The sequence below is a fragment of the Paraburkholderia sp. SIMBA_054 genome (genome assembly GCF_046534875.1).
GTDB classification, from domain to species: Bacteria; Pseudomonadota; Gammaproteobacteria; order Burkholderiales; family Burkholderiaceae; genus Paraburkholderia; species Paraburkholderia hospita.
This window is the reverse complement of record NZ_JAWRXV010000028.1, coordinates 27783-43909: the sequence shown is the minus strand read 5'-3', so window position 1 is coordinate 43909 and position 16127 is coordinate 27783. Positions and strand designations below refer to the sequence as shown.

Annotated in this window: 13 protein-coding genes; 2 read left to right on the top strand and 11 right to left on the bottom strand. The window is 63.9% G+C overall.

Translation table 11 applies throughout. The features are described from left to right. Positions 1-28 precede the first annotated feature (28 nt). Positions 29-1609, bottom strand: a complete 1581-nt coding sequence (locus tag SB822_RS30030) for a UbiD family decarboxylase (protein WP_090836122.1) — start codon at positions 1607-1609, stop codon at positions 29-31. Between the two features lie 615 nt (positions 1610-2224). Between SB822_RS30030 and SB822_RS30025 the strand changes: the two genes are divergently transcribed. Further along, positions 2225-3433, top strand: a complete 1209-nt coding sequence (locus SB822_RS30025; protein WP_090836099.1) for a transglycosylase SLT domain-containing protein — start codon at positions 2225-2227, stop codon at positions 3431-3433. A 127-nt stretch (positions 3434-3560) separates the two neighbouring features. Here SB822_RS30025 and SB822_RS30020 read toward each other — a convergent pair whose 3' ends face one another. The 8 genes from SB822_RS30020 to SB822_RS29985 form a co-directional block, all read right to left on the bottom strand. Continuing rightward, positions 3561-4754, bottom strand: a complete 1194-nt coding sequence (locus tag SB822_RS30020; protein WP_090836100.1) for a pyridoxal phosphate-dependent aminotransferase — start codon at positions 4752-4754, stop codon at positions 3561-3563. Between the two features lie 124 nt (positions 4755-4878). Then, on the bottom strand, positions 4879-5316 hold the full coding sequence (nusB, locus tag SB822_RS30015) for a transcription antitermination factor NusB (protein WP_007749953.1): 438 nt from the start codon (positions 5314-5316) through the stop codon (positions 4879-4881). Continuing rightward, a complete protein-coding gene (ribH, locus tag SB822_RS30010) occupies positions 5313-5831 on the bottom strand; it encodes a 6,7-dimethyl-8-ribityllumazine synthase (protein WP_007589500.1) in 519 nt (172 codons plus the stop codon). The genes nusB and ribH overlap by 4 nt, the downstream gene beginning before the upstream one ends. A 78-nt stretch (positions 5832-5909) precedes the next feature. Then, positions 5910-7046 (bottom strand): bifunctional 3,4-dihydroxy-2-butanone-4-phosphate synthase/GTP cyclohydrolase II, encoded by a 1137-nt coding sequence (gene ribBA, locus SB822_RS30005; RefSeq protein WP_007589499.1) that lies wholly within the window; start codon positions 7044-7046, stop codon positions 5910-5912. A gap of 114 nt (positions 7047-7160) precedes the next feature. Beyond that, positions 7161-7775, bottom strand: a complete 615-nt coding sequence (locus SB822_RS30000; protein ID WP_090836101.1) for a riboflavin synthase — start codon at positions 7773-7775, stop codon at positions 7161-7163. 24 nt (positions 7776-7799) lie between these two features. Next, complete coding sequence (gene ribD / locus SB822_RS29995) at positions 7800-8921, bottom strand: bifunctional diaminohydroxyphosphoribosylaminopyrimidine deaminase/5-amino-6-(5-phosphoribosylamino)uracil reductase RibD (protein ID WP_090836102.1); 1122 nt, start codon at positions 8919-8921, stop codon at positions 7800-7802. A gap of 39 nt (positions 8922-8960) precedes the next feature. Continuing rightward, entirely contained in the window at positions 8961-10241 is a 1281-nt protein-coding gene (gene hemL / locus SB822_RS29990) for a glutamate-1-semialdehyde 2,1-aminomutase (protein WP_090836103.1), read from the bottom strand. Positions 10242-10450: 209 nt separating this feature from the next. Then, positions 10451-11092 carry a hypothetical protein gene (locus SB822_RS29985; RefSeq protein ID WP_090836104.1) on the bottom strand — a complete coding sequence of 214 codons (642 nt, stop codon included), beginning with the start codon at positions 11090-11092 and terminating at the stop codon, positions 10451-10453. Between the two features lie 193 nt (positions 11093-11285). Between SB822_RS29985 and SB822_RS29980 the strand changes: the two genes are divergently transcribed. After that, positions 11286-12488: a Bcr/CflA family multidrug efflux MFS transporter gene (locus tag SB822_RS29980; protein WP_007589484.1), complete on the top strand. Its 1203-nt coding sequence runs from the start codon at positions 11286-11288 to the stop codon at positions 12486-12488. Between the two features lie 976 nt (positions 12489-13464). On the opposite strand, the gene SB822_RS29975 is transcribed toward SB822_RS29980, so the two are convergent. Together SB822_RS29975 and pgl are read right to left on the bottom strand one after the other, a co-directional pair. Next, entirely contained in the window at positions 13465-15381 is a 1917-nt protein-coding gene (locus SB822_RS29975) for a bifunctional transcriptional regulator/glucokinase (RefSeq protein ID WP_090836105.1), read from the bottom strand. Continuing rightward, positions 15359-16066: a 6-phosphogluconolactonase gene (gene pgl, locus SB822_RS29970; protein WP_090836106.1), complete on the bottom strand. Its 708-nt coding sequence runs from the start codon at positions 16064-16066 to the stop codon at positions 15359-15361. Before pgl ends, SB822_RS29975 begins: the two co-directional genes overlap by 23 nt. Positions 16067-16127: the final 61 nt, after the last annotated feature.

Here is a 16127-nt window from a genome sequence, read left to right as displayed (position 1 = left end):
GATTTGTTGTTATTGAAACCTGCGCGACTCACAGACCGAGTTCGTTCCACAAGCCGTCGATGCGCGCCTTGACGGCATCGTCCATTACGATCGGCCGGCCCCATTCGCGGTCGGTTTCGCCGGGCCATTTATTGGTCGCGTCGAGCCCCATCTTCGAGCCGAGACCCGCGACGGGCGACGCGAAATCCAGATAGTCGATCGGCGTGCGATCGACCAGCACGGTATCGCGTGTCGGGTCGATGCGCGTCGTGATTGCCCAGATCACTTCCTTCCAGTCGCGGATGTTCACGTCCTCGTCGACGACGACGATGAACTTCGTATACATGAACTGCCGCAGGAAGCTCCATACGCCGAACATCACGCGCTTTGCGTGGCCCGGATAGCTCTTCTTCATCTGCACGATCGCCATCCGGTAGCTGCAACCCTCGGGCGGCAGATAGAAGTCGGTGATCTCGGTGAACTGCTTCTGCAAAAGCGGCACGAACACCTCGTTCAGCGCGACGCCGAGCACGGCGGGTTCGTCGGGCGGCTTGCCGGTGTAGGTAGAGTGATAGATCGCGTCGCGGCGCATCGTGATGCGCTCGATCGTGAAGACAGGGAACCACTCCTGCTCGTTGTAGTAGCCGGTGTGATCGCCGTATGGGCCTTCGAGCGCGTGTTCGTACGCGGCGCTCGCGCCTTTCGTCGGACGCGGCGGCGCGCCTTCGGGCGCGGGCGCCGGCGCGGCCTCCTGCGGGTAGATGAAGCCCTCCAGCACGATCTCCGCGCGCGCGGGCACTTGCAGCGTGTCGACGCCGGGCGTGATGCACTTCGCCAGTTCGGTGCGTCCGCCACGCAGCAGGCCGGCGAACTGGTATTCGGACAGCGTATCGGGCACGGGCGTCACCGCGCCGAGGATCGTCGCAGGATCGGCGCCGAGCACCACGGCGACGGGATACGGCTTGCCGGGGTTCTTCAGCGCGAACTCGCGGAAGTCGAGCGCGCCGCCGCGATGCGCGAGCCAGCGCATGATGACCTTGTTCCGCCCGATCACTTGCTGACGATAGATGCCGAGGTTCTGCCGCGTCTTGTTCGGCCCGCGCGTGACGGTCAGCCCCCAGGTGATCAGCGGCCCCGCGTCGCCGGGCCAGCAGGTCTGGACAGGCAGCTTCGCGAGATCGACGTCGTTGCCTTCCCAGACGATTTCCTGGCAGGGCGGGGCGCTCACCGTCTTCGGCGCCATGTCCCACACCGCCTTCGCGAGCGACAGCAGCTTGCCCGCGTCCTTCAGGCCCTTGGGCGGCTCCGGCTCCTTCAGCGCGGACAGCAGACGCCCTACATCGCGCAGCGACTCCAGCGCCGCGCTGTCGCTGTCCGCGGCGCCGCCTTGCGCGGAAGTATCGATGCCCATGCCGAGCGCGACGCGCCGCGGCGTGCCGAACAGATTGCCGAGCACCGGGAACGCATGAGTCTGCTTCGACTCGAACAGCAACGCCGGGCCGCCTGCACGCAGCACGCGATCGCACAGCTCGGTCATTTCCAGGATAGGCGACACGTTTTGCGAGATACGGCGCAGTTCGCCGAGCGATTCGAGGCGGCTCGCGAAGTCGCGCAGGTCTTTGTATTTCATCGGTCCGGTCTGGCAGCCGCGAAGCGGCCATGCAAGGGCTGAAAACGGTGGCGAAGCGGGCGGCGCGGTGACGATCAACCGACCAACAAGCGGCCCGAACGGATTGTCGATTTTACCTGCGTTAGGAAGCGCACGTTGAATACCGAAATTGCCAATCGGCTGGAAACCCCCTTGTGCAGGGGGATCCGGCGGACTGAACAGTGTTCATTATTACAATTAGTTATAGATTTGACAGTCTATAGTGTTGACGATCTATAAAACCCTGCTAGAATCCGGTCACATCGGTTGCAGGGAATTGATAGTTTTTACCACCGTCCCCCGGTCCTTCAGACGCAACGCGTCGCTCTTACCGCTCCTGCACGGTATTGACGGTCATATGTAGTCTCCACCAGCGCATATCGACGCTGGCTTTTTCGCGTGGGAGCCATCGCATGCGTGCTTTTTGGCATGCAGGCGGTCTTTTTTAAGATTTTGGCTCCCCAACGGTACTTTTTGCCGTTTTCCCGACGTCGTTGTCGCCTTAACCAGAGCAGGCGGCGTCTTGGCTCTTTCGAACAGCAGTCCAGCCGGTCGTTCTAACGGTGTTCGCGAAAGCCAGCAACATGGGAGATCTGAATGAACGCCTGGTTATCGTGGCGTCCCAACGAGCGGATCGCGCAAGTCATGCGCGGCGCGCTGCGTCAAGGGACGCGTGTAAGTCATCATCTATTCAGCGTGGTTGGCGGATTCGCTGTCCTGTTCGCGCTCACGCTGTGGCTGATGCCGAGCTGGCGCCTGACGCTGGCAACGCGGCTGATGCCCTTCGTCACGGCCGCCGTGCAGGCTGGCCCCGCCCGTCTGCTGCAGGGCAACCCGCTGCCGTCGTTCGCGCCTCAACAGCGCGGCAACGCGGCGCCGCAAGACGATACGCTGTCGAGCTCGTCCATCTCATCGAGCCCGAAGGACAACCCCAACTCGGCGGCTGCCGCCGCTGACGCCGGCTACAACGTCGCCGGCGACAACAGCAGCTTCACGGCTCCGTCCGGCTCGGGCGTGAGCACCGGCCTTTCGTCGGCTGCGCTCAACGGCCTCGATCCGCGCACGCTGCCGAGCGTCGGCACGATCGCTTCGATGATTCCGTCGCAACGCGTGTCGCCTGACGCCCGTGACGACCGCGTGCTGATTTCCACCCGCGAGCAGGACCTCGTCGCGACGTTCATCGCGCGGCGCTACCGCGTTGCTCAGGAGCCCGTTAGCGAGCTCGTAAAGGCTGCGTTCGACACCGGCCGCGAAGTCGGCCTCGACCCGTTGCTGCTGCTCGCCGTGATGGCGATCGAGTCGGGTTTCAACCCGTACGCGGAAAGCGGCGTGGGCGCAAAGGGCCTGATGCAGGTGATGTCGACGGTTCACTCGGACAAGTTCCGGTACTTCGGCGGCCAGAACGCGGCGCTCGAACCGCTCGCGAACATCAAGGTCGGCGCGATCGTGCTGAAGGATTGCATCGCGCGCGGCGGTTCGTTGCCGGGCGGTTTGCGCCTGTACGTCGGCTCGACGTCGCAGGACGACGGCGGTTACGGCGCGAAGGTGATGGCCGAACGTACGCGCTTGCGCGATATCGCGCGCGGCCGCAAGGTGCCGATCAACTCGCCGCAGTCACCGTCGACGGTGACCGCTTCGACGTCGACGTCCACAGCAGCGGCGTCGAATGGTGCGAACAAGCGCGTGCAGATGACGCTCGACGGCCACCCGTTGAGTGCCGCAACGCCGGTGAAGGGCGCGGAGCAGGATGACGCGAGCGCGAATGCGGCGAAGCACGTGGCGCAGCAGCCTGAACTGGGCGCCTGATCGCGTTCGGACACACTGATTGGGTAAAAGAAAAGGGCACCTCCGGGTGCCCTTTTTCGTTGGGTGGCGGGTTCTCTTACGCCTTGAGGCTAGTTTTCGGCGACGCGACGGCACCGTCGCGGCGTACTTACCCGCCGAACAGCTTCCGCAGACGCTCGACGGCCTCTTCGAGCTTCGAATACGCAGTCGCATACGACAGCCGGATGTACTCGCGCGGCTGATACGAGCCGAAGTCCATGCCCGGCACGAGCACGATGCCCGCGTCGTGCAGCATCGCGCTCGTCAGCGCGGCGCTGTCGCCGGCGGCCGGATGCGCGACGCTGCGGCAGTCGGCGTAGACATAGAACGCGCCGTCAGGCATGACGGGCACCGTGAAGCCCAGCGATTCAAGCGCGGGCGCGATGAAATCGCGGCGGCGCTTGAACTCCAGCCGGCGCCCTTCGTAGATCGCGAGCGTATCCGGCTCGAAGCAGGCGAGCGCCGCGTGCTGCGCAAGCGCCGACGCGCAGATGAACAGATTCTGCGCAAGCTTCTCGAATGCGCCGACGAGCGCGGGCGGCACCACGAGCCAGCCCAGCCGCCAGCCGGTCATGTTGAAGTACTTCGAAAAGCTGTTGACGGTGATGACATCCTCGCCGAACGACAGCGCCGACACGGGCGGCGCGTCGTAACTCAAGCCCTGATAAATCTCGTCGACGATCGTGAAGCCGCCGCGCGCGCGGACCGCTTCGACGATGCGCTTCAGTTCAGCCGGCTCGATCGACGTACCCGTCGGATTCGACGGCGAGGCGAGCAGCACGCCGCGCGTGCGCGCATTCCACAGGCGCTCGACGTCATTGGCCGTCAACTGGAAGCGCTCGGCCGGCCCGCTTGGCACGAGCACAGGTTTGCCCTCGGCGGCGGCGACGAAATGGCGGTTGCACGGATAGCTCGGGTCGGGCATCAGCACTTCGTCGTCGCGATCGACGAGCGCGGCGCACGCCAGCAACAGCGCGGCCGAGGCACCCGCCGTCACGACGATTCGCGCCGGATCGATGTCCAGACCATACGCGTGCCTGTAATGACCGGCGATCGCCTCGCGCAGCGGGTAAATGCCGAGCGCGCTCGTGTACTGTGTGACGCCGCTCCGTAGCGCTTGCGTGGCGGCTTCGATCACGGGTTCGGGCGCTGTGAAATCGGGTTCGCCGATTCCCATATGGATGATGTCGCGCCCGGCGCGCTCCAGCAGCGCCGCTTCTTTCGCCAGTTCCATCACATAGAACGGCTGGATGGCGTCGACGCGGGCGGCCAGTTTCACGAGGGGTTCGGTCACGCTGTTCATTCGATGAGTCCAGTTCAATCAGATGCGCGAGTACAGTCGCGCAAAAAAACAAAGGCGGGCCCGCGTAACGCCGGACCCGCCTGCATCGCCAACATCTGAAGCCAGCTACGCGCGTCGCGCGCGCTTACTGCTTGCGGCCGGCCGCCTGCGTTTCCGCCTCGCGGAGTTTCACCGACAGCTTGTCGAGCACGCCATTCACGTACTTGTAGCCGTCGGAGCCGCCGAAGGTCTTCGCGAGCTCGACCGCCTCGTTGATGACGACGCGATACGGAATGTCGACGTGATTCTTCAGCTCGTACGCCGCCACCAGCAGCACCGCGCGCTCGACGGGCGACAACTGGTCGATCGGGCGGTCGAGGCAGGGCGTGAGGTCGGCGGACAATGCCTCCGAATCGCGGATCACGCCATGCAGGATCGCGTCCAGATGTTCGTGGTCGGCCTTGTCGTAACCTTGGGCGCCGCGCAACTGCGCGTCGATCTCACCTGCCGGCGAACCCGACAGCAGCCACTGATAAAGCCCCTGCGTGGCCAGTTCGCGGGAGCGTCGGCGTGCGCTCTTCATGCCCGTTCCTCTTCGTCGTCCTCGTCTTCGTCTTCCTCGTCGTCGCCGCCGTCCAGCTGTTCCAGCGCGACCGCGAGGTTCGCCATTTCGACAGCGGTGCGCGCCGCGTCACGACCCTTTTCGGTCATGCGGGCAACGGCCTGCTCGTCGCTTTCCGTCGTCAGCACGGCGTTTGCGATGGGCGTACCGAAGTCGAGCGCAATGCGCGAGATGCCCGAGCCGCTTTCGTTCGACACGAGTTCGAAGTGATACGTCTCGCCGCGGATGACCGCGCCGAGCGCGATCAGCGCGTCGAACTGGCCGCTTTCAGCCAGCTTTTGCAGCGCGAGCGGGATTTCCAGCGCGCCCGGCACGGTGACGAGCAGCACGTCTTCGCCCGTCACGCCGAGGCGTTCGAGCTCTTCGATGCATGCGTCCGCGAGGCCGTTGCAAACGGGTTCGTTAAAGCGCGATTGGACGATGCCGATGCGCAGACCGTCGCCGTCGAGATTCGGTTGGTATTGTCCGATTTCCATATGAGATCCGTAGTGTGTTGGTTGAGCGCAGATAAGCGGGAACTGAGCGAAAACTGGTTGTGAAAACAGTTGATGCGTTCAGCAGTTCTGCGGCTTTTCGGCCGCGCTGCCCGGCATCGGCACGAAGCCGGTGACTTCGAGCCCATAGCCGGACATGCTGCCCAGCTTGCGCGGGTTCGACAGCACCTGCATCTTGCCGACACCGAGTTCGCGCAAAATCTGCGCGCCGATGCCATACGTCTTGAAGTCCACCGGGCGGCGCTTGAGCGCCTCGGCCCGGCTCTTTTCGTCGAATGCCTTGAACACGTCGATCATGTGTTCTTTCGAGTCGCCGCAGTTCAGCAGCACGATCACGCCGTGATCGCGCGCGGCAATTTCCTTCATGGCGGCGTCGAGCGTCCACGAGTGCGTGGACGTGCCGACTTCCAGCAGATCCAGCACCGAGAGCGGCTCATGCACGCGCACCATGGTTTCGCGGTCCGGCGTGGGCGTGCCGCGCACCAGCGCCATGTGCGGCTGGCCGCTCGGCTGGTCCAGATACATCACCGCGCGGAACGGGCCGTGCACGGTTTGCATCGTCCGTTCGCAGACGCGCTCGACGATCGATTCCGTGCGGCTGCGATAGTGGATGAGGTCGGCGATCGTGCCGATCTTCAGGCCGTGCTCTTCAGCGAACGTCAGCAGGTCGGGCAGGCGCGCCATCGTGCCGTCGTCCTTGATGACTTCGCAGATCACGGCAGCGGGCGTGAGGCCCGCGAGCGCCGTGAAATCGCAGCCTGCTTCCGTGTGACCCGCGCGCACCAGCACGCCGCCCGGCTGGGCCATGATCGGGAACACGTGGCCCGGCTGGACGATGTCCTCGGTGCGCGCGTTTGCCGCCACGGCCGTGGCAATGGTATGCGCGCGGTCTGCCGCGGAAATGCCCGTGGTGACGCCTTCGGCCGCCTCGATGCTGACGGTGAACGCCGTGCCGTACTGCGTGCCGTTGCGGTGCGTCATCAGCGGCAGGTTCAGCAGCCTGCAGCGTTCCTGCGTAAGCGTCAGACAGATCAGGCCGCGGCCGTAGCGCGCCATGAAGTTGATCGCTTCAGGCGTGATGAATTCCGCTGCGATGACGAGGTCGCCCTCGTTTTCGCGGTCTTCTTCGTCGACAAGAATCACCATCCGGCCCGCTTTGAGCTCGGCGATGATTTCAAGGGTGGAGGCGAGGGTCATGTTGGCGAGAAGTTTGGGAAAGCGCGTATTTTACGCCACGCCGCCCGGCAAGTCGCCCGTCCGAACGGCATATACCATCCGGACGAATGTTCAGCCGCGTAGAGACGCGCGAGACTACTTCGGTGCGTTGAGCATCCGCTCGACGTAGCGCGCGATCAGGTCGATCTCCAGATTGACCTTCGTCCCTTCCTTCAAGGCCTTGAGCGTGGTGACTTCAACCGTATGCGGAATCAGATTGATCGAAAACTCGCAGCCGTCGTCGCGGTCCGTCACCGAGTTCACGGTGAGGCTCACGCCGTTCACGGTAATCGAGCCTTTGTACGCCAGATACTTGCCGATCTCGCGGGACGCGAGCACGCGCAGTTCGTGCGATTCGCCCACGCGCGCAAAGCGCGTCACCGTGCCGAGGCCGTCCACGTGGCCCGAGACGATATGGCCGCCGAGGCGATCGTGCGAGCGCAGCGCCTTTTCGAGGTTCACTTCGCCCGTGTCGCCGAGGCCCTCCGTACGGTTCAGGCTTTCGCGTGACACGTCGACGTCGAACGAAACCGGCGTTTTGTCGATCACGGTCATGCACGCGCCCTGGATCGCGATGCTGTCGCCCAGTTGCACGTCGTCGAGATCGAGGCCGCCCGCTTCGACGGTCAGGCGGACGCCGGCGTCCGGCTCGTTGCCGAGCGGCTTGATCGCTGCAATGCGGCCGACTGCCGCGACAATTCCCGTAAACATCGTGTCGTGTCCTCTATCTAGCGGTCAGTGCGCGGGCGGGTTCGGCAGCAGGCGCGCGAGAATCCGCACGTCACTGCCAATCCGGTCCACGGCATGAAATTCGAGTTGCGTGCGCGCATCCAGCGAGCCGGGCGCGGCGAGATTGAACATGCTCATCGAGTCGTTGCCGAGCAGGCTCGGCGCGAGATAAACCAGCAGCTCGTCGACGCAGCCTTCGCGCAGCAGCGACCCGTTCAGCTTGTAGCCCGCCTCTACGTGGAGTTCGTTGACCTCGCGCTTCGCGAGTTCTTCGAGCATACGCGGCAGATCGACCTTGCCGTTCTCGTTCGCGAGCGGCACGATCTCGGCGCCGCGGTCGTGCAGCACGGCGGCGCGTTCTTCGAGCAGCGGCGTGAGCGTGCTGCAGAAAATCAGCGTCGGCGCGCCGGCCAGAATCTGCGCTTCGGGCGGAACTTCCAGCTGGCTGTCGATCAGCACGCGATGCGGCTGGCGGGGCGTATCGACGGCGCGCACGGTCATGCGCGGATTGTCTTCCTTCACGGTGCCGATGCCCGTCAGGATCGCCGACGCGCGGGCGCGCCACGCGTGCCCGTCGTTGCGCGCCGCTTCGCCCGTGATCCACTGGCTTTCGCCCGACGGCAAGCCCGTGCGGCCATCCAGCGATGCAGCCACCTTCATTCGCACCCATGGCCGGCCGCGCATCATTCGCGAAACGAAACCGATGTTCAGTTCACGTGCTTCCGTTTCGAGCAGACCGCAGCGCACTTCAATACCCGCGTCGCGCAGCATCGTCAGGCCGCGTCCCGACACGCGCGGGTTCGGATCTTCCATCGCGGCGACCACGCGCGCGACCTTCGCTTCGATCAGTGCGTTCGCGCATGGCGGCGTGCGGCCGAAGTGGCTGCACGGCTCGAGCGTCACATAGGCGGTCGCGCCGCGCGTATCGTTGCCGCGACTGCGTGCGTCCTTGAGCGCCTGGATTTCCGCGTGGTCGTGACCGGCGGGCTGCGTGTAGCCTTCGCCGATCACCTCGCCATGCTTCACTAGCACGCAACCGACGCGCGGATTCGGGTCGGTCGTGTACAGGCCGCGCCAGGCGAGGGCCAGCGCGCGTTCCATGTGGACGAAATCGTTCTGCGAAAACATCGGCTTCGGGTTATCCGTTCAGTGTTTCGTCGTGGTGGATCAGGCGAGCGACTTGAATGCGCCGCGCGCGGCTTCGATGGTGGCGTCGACGATTACGTCGTCGTGCGCGCTCGACACGAAACCGGCTTCGTACGCCGACGGCGCGAAGTACACGCCCGCATCCAACATTTTGTGGAAGAACGTGTTGAAGCGCGGCACATCACAGCGCGAGATTTCCGCGAAGCTGCCCGGCACCGATTCCGAGAAATACAGGCCGAACATGCCGCCCACGGAATCCGCCGCGAACGGCACCTTCGCTTCGCGCGCGGCTTCCGTGAGACCTTGGACGAGGCGGGTGGTCTGACGCGACAGCGCGTCGTAGAAGCCCGGCGCCTGGATCAGTTGCAGCGTCTTGAGGCCGGCCGCGACCGCGATGGGGTTGCCCGACAGCGTGCCCGCCTGATACACGCCGCCCAGCGGCGCGAGATGGGCCATGATGTCGCGCCGTCCGCCGAAGGCCGCCGCCGGCATGCCGCCGCCGATCACCTTGCCGAGGCAAGTGAGGTCCGGCGTGATGCCATACAGTTCTTGCGCGCCGCCCAGCGCGACGCGGAAACCGCACATCACTTCGTCGAAGATCAGCACTGCGCCGTATTCGGTGCAGAGGCGCCGCAGCGCGCCGAGGAACTCCGGCGTCGCGCGCACGAGATTCATGTTGCCCGCCACCGGCTCGACGATCACGGAAGCGATTTCGTTGCCGAATGCCTTGAACGCTTCTTCGAGCGCCGCGACGTTGTTGTATTCGAGCACGGTGGTGTGCTTCGCGATATCGACGGGCACGCCCGCCGAGGTCGGGTTGCCGAACGTCAGCAGGCCCGAGCCAGCTTTGACGAGCAAGCTGTCCGCGTGGCCGTGATAGCAGCCTTCGAACTTGACGATGCGGCTGCGGTTCGTGAAGCCGCGCGCGAGGCGCAGCGCGCTCATCGTCGCTTCCGTGCCGCTCGACACCATCCGCACCTGTTCCATCGAAGGCACCAGCTTGCAGATTTCCTCGGCGATCTCGATTTCGGCTTCAGTCGGCGCGCCGAACGAGAAGCCGTTAATTAGCACGCGCTGCACGGCTTCCAGCACTTCAGGATGCACGTGGCCGACAATCATCGGTCCCCAGGAGCCGATGTAGTCGATATAGCGCTTGCCCTCGGCGTCCCAGAAGTACGCGCCTTGTGCGCGCTCGATGAAACGCGGCGTGCCGCCGACCGAACGGAAGGCGCGCACGGGCGAGTTGACGCCGCCCGGAATGGTTTTCTGGGCGCGGTCGAAGAGTTCTTGATTGCTGGACATGAGCGTTGGACCTGCTTGGGTTGGGCTCGCGCGTCGGACGGCTGTGACTGGCGCGAATGCAGTACAAGGGCGGTATCGATGCGGTGCAAAGGCTTGCCGCGAAGCGCGCAGCGTTCGCACGAGCCTGAAATGACCTCTCGAAATTGTACCGGAGTCGTGTGCGGTCGGCCGCGAGCCGTGCCGGTGCGGCGACACGCCGGGCGTTGCGCTCAGGTGTCGCCGGGGTCGCCTCCGCCATTGCCTTCGCCGTCGCCGGGTGGGCTATTGGGGCGTTTGGGCGAACTGAAATACATCGCGACCCGTGCCGCGCGCTTGCCGGCAGCGGCCTTATTCGCGGCGTTCCACGCTTGCGAGGCTTGCTCTTTGGTCGATTTGGCGGGCGCGTCCGCAACCGGCGCGACAACGGGCCGCGCGCGCTTGCCGGTGCGTTCGATCCACAGCTTTTCGAGCGCGCCTTCGGCCATCGGCTTGATCGAGATGCCAGAGGTTTGGGCGTCCCACGTCTGCACGGAGAGCGGATGCTTGCGTAATTCGTCGCGCGTGATCACGACTTCATGATGCGCGTCGACCAGATAGTCGTAGACGAAATCGACGCACAGCCGGTAGCCGCGCTTTTTAGTCGCGTCGGGCATTTCGTACGGCGCGCGCGTCACGTAGCCCGACGCGAACACGCCCTTCGGCTCCAGCGTCACGCGATGAATGAACACACGGTCGCCCGGCAGGATGCTGCGCGAGAAGCCGCAGCCCCAGACATCGGTGACGGCTTCGCCGGCCGCGACGCGTTTGGCGACGTCCGGCAACTCGGGCCATGGCCACTTCTTCGGGCTCCAGATCAGCAGAAAGGCAGTCATCTGGGTCGGAAATCGGTATCGAAGGAACGGACGGCCAGCTTAACCGATAAGGCGAGGAAAGCCCGGTGAGGGCTGACACCGGGCAGGGCGATGGCGGGCGTCGGGTACAATCGGGGGCCGTATCTGCAGCGCGGCACGGTCCGCTGGGCCCAGCATCGACCGGTCTTCGCCCGCTGCTTCTCAATGGAATTCCATGTCTCAGGACGTCAGATCCCGGCCGGATGCCCGGCTGATTCTGCTACTCGGCGCGCTTGCCGCGTGCGGGCCGATTTCGATCGATATGTATCTGCCCAGCCTGCCGTCGATCACGCAGGCGTTCAGCGTCAGCGTCGGTGCCGCGCAGAGCACGCTGACCAGTTTCATGCTCGGTTTCTCCGTCGGCATGTTGCTGTATGGTCCGATGTCCGATGCGTATGGGCGGCGGCCCGTGCTGCTCGGCGGCATCATCATGTACACGCTTGCGACGATTGCCTGCACGCTGTCGCTGTCGATTGGTGCGCTCATTACGTTCCGCTTCCTTCAGGCGCTTGGCGCGGGCGCGGCATCGGTGCTGGCGCGCGCGATTGCCCGCGATGCGCACGGACCAAGCGACGCGGCTCGCGTTTTGTCTATGCTCGCTATCGTCACGTCGATCGGGCCGTTGCTTGCGCCTTTGATTGGTGGGCAGTTGCTGTTGCTCGGAGGCTGGCGCGTCGTGTTCATCGCGCTGACGATTTTTGGCGCGGTCTGCGCTGTTACCGCGTTCTTGCGCGTTCCTGAGACCTGGCCTCGTGAGAAGCGTGCACACGGCGCGGTGCTGCAATCATTTGGCGCGTACGGCACGCTGTTGAAGGACCCTGTCACGTGGGGGCACATGCTGTGCGGCGGCATGGCGTTCGCGTCGATGTTCGCGTACATCACGGCCACGCCGTTCGTTTATATCGAGTACTTTCATGTGTCCGCGCAGCACTATGGGTTTCTGTTCGGGCTGAACATTGTCGGCATCATGCTGGGGAATTTCATCAACACGCGTGTTGTTGGGCGCACTGGGCCTTTGCCTATTATCTCTGCGGCCGCGACCATCAGCTTCGTTGCGTCGCTGTTCGTTGCGCTGATGTGTCTGACAGGGTGGGGCGGATTGTGGTCGATCGTTGCTGGACTGTTCTTTGTGGTCGGCGTGGTCGGGGTGCTGTCGGCTAATTGCACGACCGATCTCATGCATCGCTATCCGCGTAATGCCGGCGCGGCGGCGGCTGTGTTTGGGGCTATGCAGCTTGCGCTTGGGGCTTTGTCTAGCTTCGCCGTTGGGCTCTGGCATGACGGGTCGCCGCAAGGGATGGGGGTGACGATTGCTGTCGCGGGGTCGTTGTGTTTTGTTGGGCGAGCGTTGGTTTTGAGGTGGCATCCGCGGCATTAATGTTTTCGTTTTCGCGGCGCGGGCGTTGGTTTTTGTGGGTTTGGCTCGGCGCTGGCGTCCGGGTTACGGTGTTTGCTGCGCAGGCGGTTTTGGTTGTTCGGGCGCCTTTGAGCTGGCATCCGCGTTATGCCTTCGTGCTTCAAGCGTCGCCCCTGTGCGGGGCGGCACCTACTTTTCTTTGCCGCCGCAAAGAAAAGTAGGCAAAAGAAAGCGGCTAACACCGCCAACATTTGTTCTTGCCTGAGGGCCCCCAACGGGTCTTACGCTTCACACGGCGGCGTCTCCGTTCAGCGCATGTTGCCAACGCTCCGAATGAGTGCCTCACCCGCTTCGAATACCCGTGCACGGGCTAGCGGCAGCGAATGGTATGTGCCGCCCAGGTGGCAAACTATGTGTAGGTTGTCGCGTCGTATAGGGTAGCGCTCTTACAACGTGGCATGCGTGCGCTATCCGTCCGAAGTGAGGCGTGTGGAGCACAAGGGCCTACACACAGTTTGCCACCTGGGCGGCAGTGGAATATCTGGTATGGCATGCTGCGACGCGGGTGTGTGAAGCGGGTGATGTGCTGGCTTGGAGCGTTGGCAACGAGCGCGGAACAAGCAGATTGCCGTGTGAAGTAAGGGACCGGTTGGGGGCCCTCAGGCAGGAAGAAGAGTTGGCGGTGTTAGCCGCTTTCTTTTGCCTACTTTTCTTTGCGGCGGCAAAGAAAAGTAGGTGCCGCCCCGCACAGGGGCGACGCATGAAGCACGAAGGCAAAGCGCGGATGCCAGCGCAGAAGCAAAAAGACCAAACCGCTTGCGCAGCAAACATCATCTCGCGGATACCATCGCAAAGGCAAACCCACAAAGCGCAACGCTCGCGCCACAAGAGCGCACAGCGGAACACCCGCGCTAAAGCAACAAAAGACCAACCGCCCGCGCCGCGAAAACCCCAACAACAAACCCCCAGCGCCGCAGGCAAAAACCCCAAAAAAAACTCAATCCCGCGGCGACGCAGCCGCCCCATGACTAAGCCAGTCGAGCACAGCCGACGTATCATCATCGGAGCCCTTGCGGGCCTTAGTCACAGCAGCGCTGACCTCAGAAGCCGGCGCAGCCCGTCGAATAGCAACCCCAACCGCAAGAATATCGATCATCAACAGATGCAGAACCCGCGAAATCATCGACAGCTGTGACTCGCGAATCTCGATATGATCGGTTTCGAGCGCGACAGTCGCGCGCTTCGCCAACGGCGTATTACTCGATGTAATCGCGATCACCTTCGCACCCGCCTGCATCGCCACTTCCAGCACGCGCAACAGTTCCGGCGCCCGCCCGGACTTCGAAACCGCGACGATCACATCACCCTTCCCGAGCAATGCAGCCGACGCCGCCTGCATATACAGATCGCCGTAGGCAATAGTCGGAATACCAAACCGGAAGAACTTGTAATGCGCATCCTGAGCGACGATGTTCGAATTGCCGAGACCATAGAACTCGATGCGCCGCGCGCTGTTCAGCAGATCGATCGCCGACTCGACCTGCTCGAAGTTCAGATGCTCGCGCAACTGCAAAATCGCCGACACCGTGTTGTCCAGCACCTTCGCGCCGAAGTCCGTCGCCGTATCGCCGAGATGAACCTGGCTGTGCGAGACGGGAATCGTACCCGTCAAACCCGTCGCCAGCTTCAGCTTGAAATCGGACAAGCCCTGGCAGCCCAGTGAACGGCAGAAGCGGATCACCGTCGGCTGGCTCACATCGGCCTTGCGCGCGATATCGACGATCGGATCGTTGATGATCGAACGAGGATGATTCAACGCGAGATCCGCGACGCGCCGCTCAGCAGGCGTCAGCGCATCGCGCATCTGGCGAATGCGCTCGAACACCGCCGACGAACTGCCGCCCGCGCGATTCGACAACTGCTCCGCGAGAATCGCCGACACGCCGAGAAACGCCGGATATTCCGCCGTGATCACATACGTCGGCACGTTCTTCAGATACGCCTCGAAGCGGCCCTTCGCCTCGAAGCGCTGACGGAACGACGACCGCGCGAACACTTCTCCCAGACGCGGCACGACGCCGCCACCGATATAGATGCCGCCTAACGCCCCAAGCGTCACCGCAATATTGCCGGCGAACGTGCCGAGAATGCCGCAGAACACGTCGATCGCTTCAGCCGCGAGCGCGTCGCCATCAAGACCTTTCTTGACGATCTCGGATACTTCGAGCGTCGCGGGCACACGCTTCTTATCGCGTTGGGCCAGCGCGCGATAGATCACTTCGATGCCAGGGCCTGCCGCCACGCGTTCGAACGACACATGCGACCACTTCTTGCGCGCGTACTGCAGCACGAGGTCTTCGCGCTCGTCCATCGGCGCGAACGTCGCGTGGCCGCCTTCGCTGCCGAGTGCGATCCAGCGGTCATCAGCGGGAATCAAACCCGACACGCCCATGCCCGTACCCGGCCCGAGCAGGCCGATCACGCTGTTCTGACGACGCGAGCCGCTGCCCACCTGCACGCGCTGCGCATCGGTGAGGCCCGGCAGCGCCATCGCCAGCGCCGTGAAGTCGTTGACGACCAGCAGCGTATCGAAGCCCAGCGCGCGGCGCGTCGCTTCGATCGAGAACGTCCAGTCGTGATTGGTCATACTCACCTGATCGCCATCGACCGGGTTCGCAATCGCGATCGCCGCATGATTCACGCGGCCGATCTTGGTGTCCTTCAGATACTTCTTGATGACCTCTGCAACACCGGGATACTCGGCACAGGGATAGACCAACACCTGCGTGATTTCACCAGGACCCGTCTCGAGCGCAAAGCGCGCGTTGGTGCCGCCGATGTCGGCGAGCAGCCTCGGTCCGTCGGCGTGCTGACCCGCGGCGGGGACAGTCTTAGTTTGCACACCAGTAGACATCGAGTCTCACTCCCTTGTCGTTCGCCAACGTCGAGATGGCATTTTTTTGTTGGGCGGCTGCGGCGGCATTGAGCACGTCGAGCTTATTCTGACCGGCAATCAGCAGGAACAGCCGGTCGATCTTCTTCAAGGCGGACATCGACCAGCTCACGCGCGCATGCGGCGCGGCGCCGGGATGCACGGCGACGAACGGCTCGGCCGTCGAGATCGCGTGCTCCCATTCGGGCGCGTCCGCGAAAATCGATGCCGTGTGGCCGTCTTCGCCCATGCCGAGCACGGCGATATCGGGCAAGTGACGATCGCCGCTCGCGACTTCGCCGTTCAGCGCAGCAACGTAGGCATCGAGCGATTGCGTCGTATCCACGAGCGGAAGGAAGGCAGCGTCACGCGCGGCATGCTGCAACAGCGTCTCGCGCGCGAGGCGGGCGTTGCTGGCGTTGTCGGTCTCCGACACCCAGCGGTCGTCGACGAGCGTCACCGCGATGCGCTTCCAGTCGAACGGTTGCGTGGACAGGGTTTGCAGAAACGGACGTGGACTCGTGCCGCCGGAGACGGCAAGCGTCGTCGGGCGGGCGCGGGTCGCGCTCGCACGGACGGCGAGCGACGCATGTAACGCGTCGCCGACCGCCTTCGCCAGCGCGTCGGATTGGGCGCGCGGGTCGTCGAAAGCGTGAAGCTCGATCACTTCTCCTCCATGCTGCTTTCTTTGTTTGATCTGAATTGCTGCGGGGCGACGGCGGTTCTCG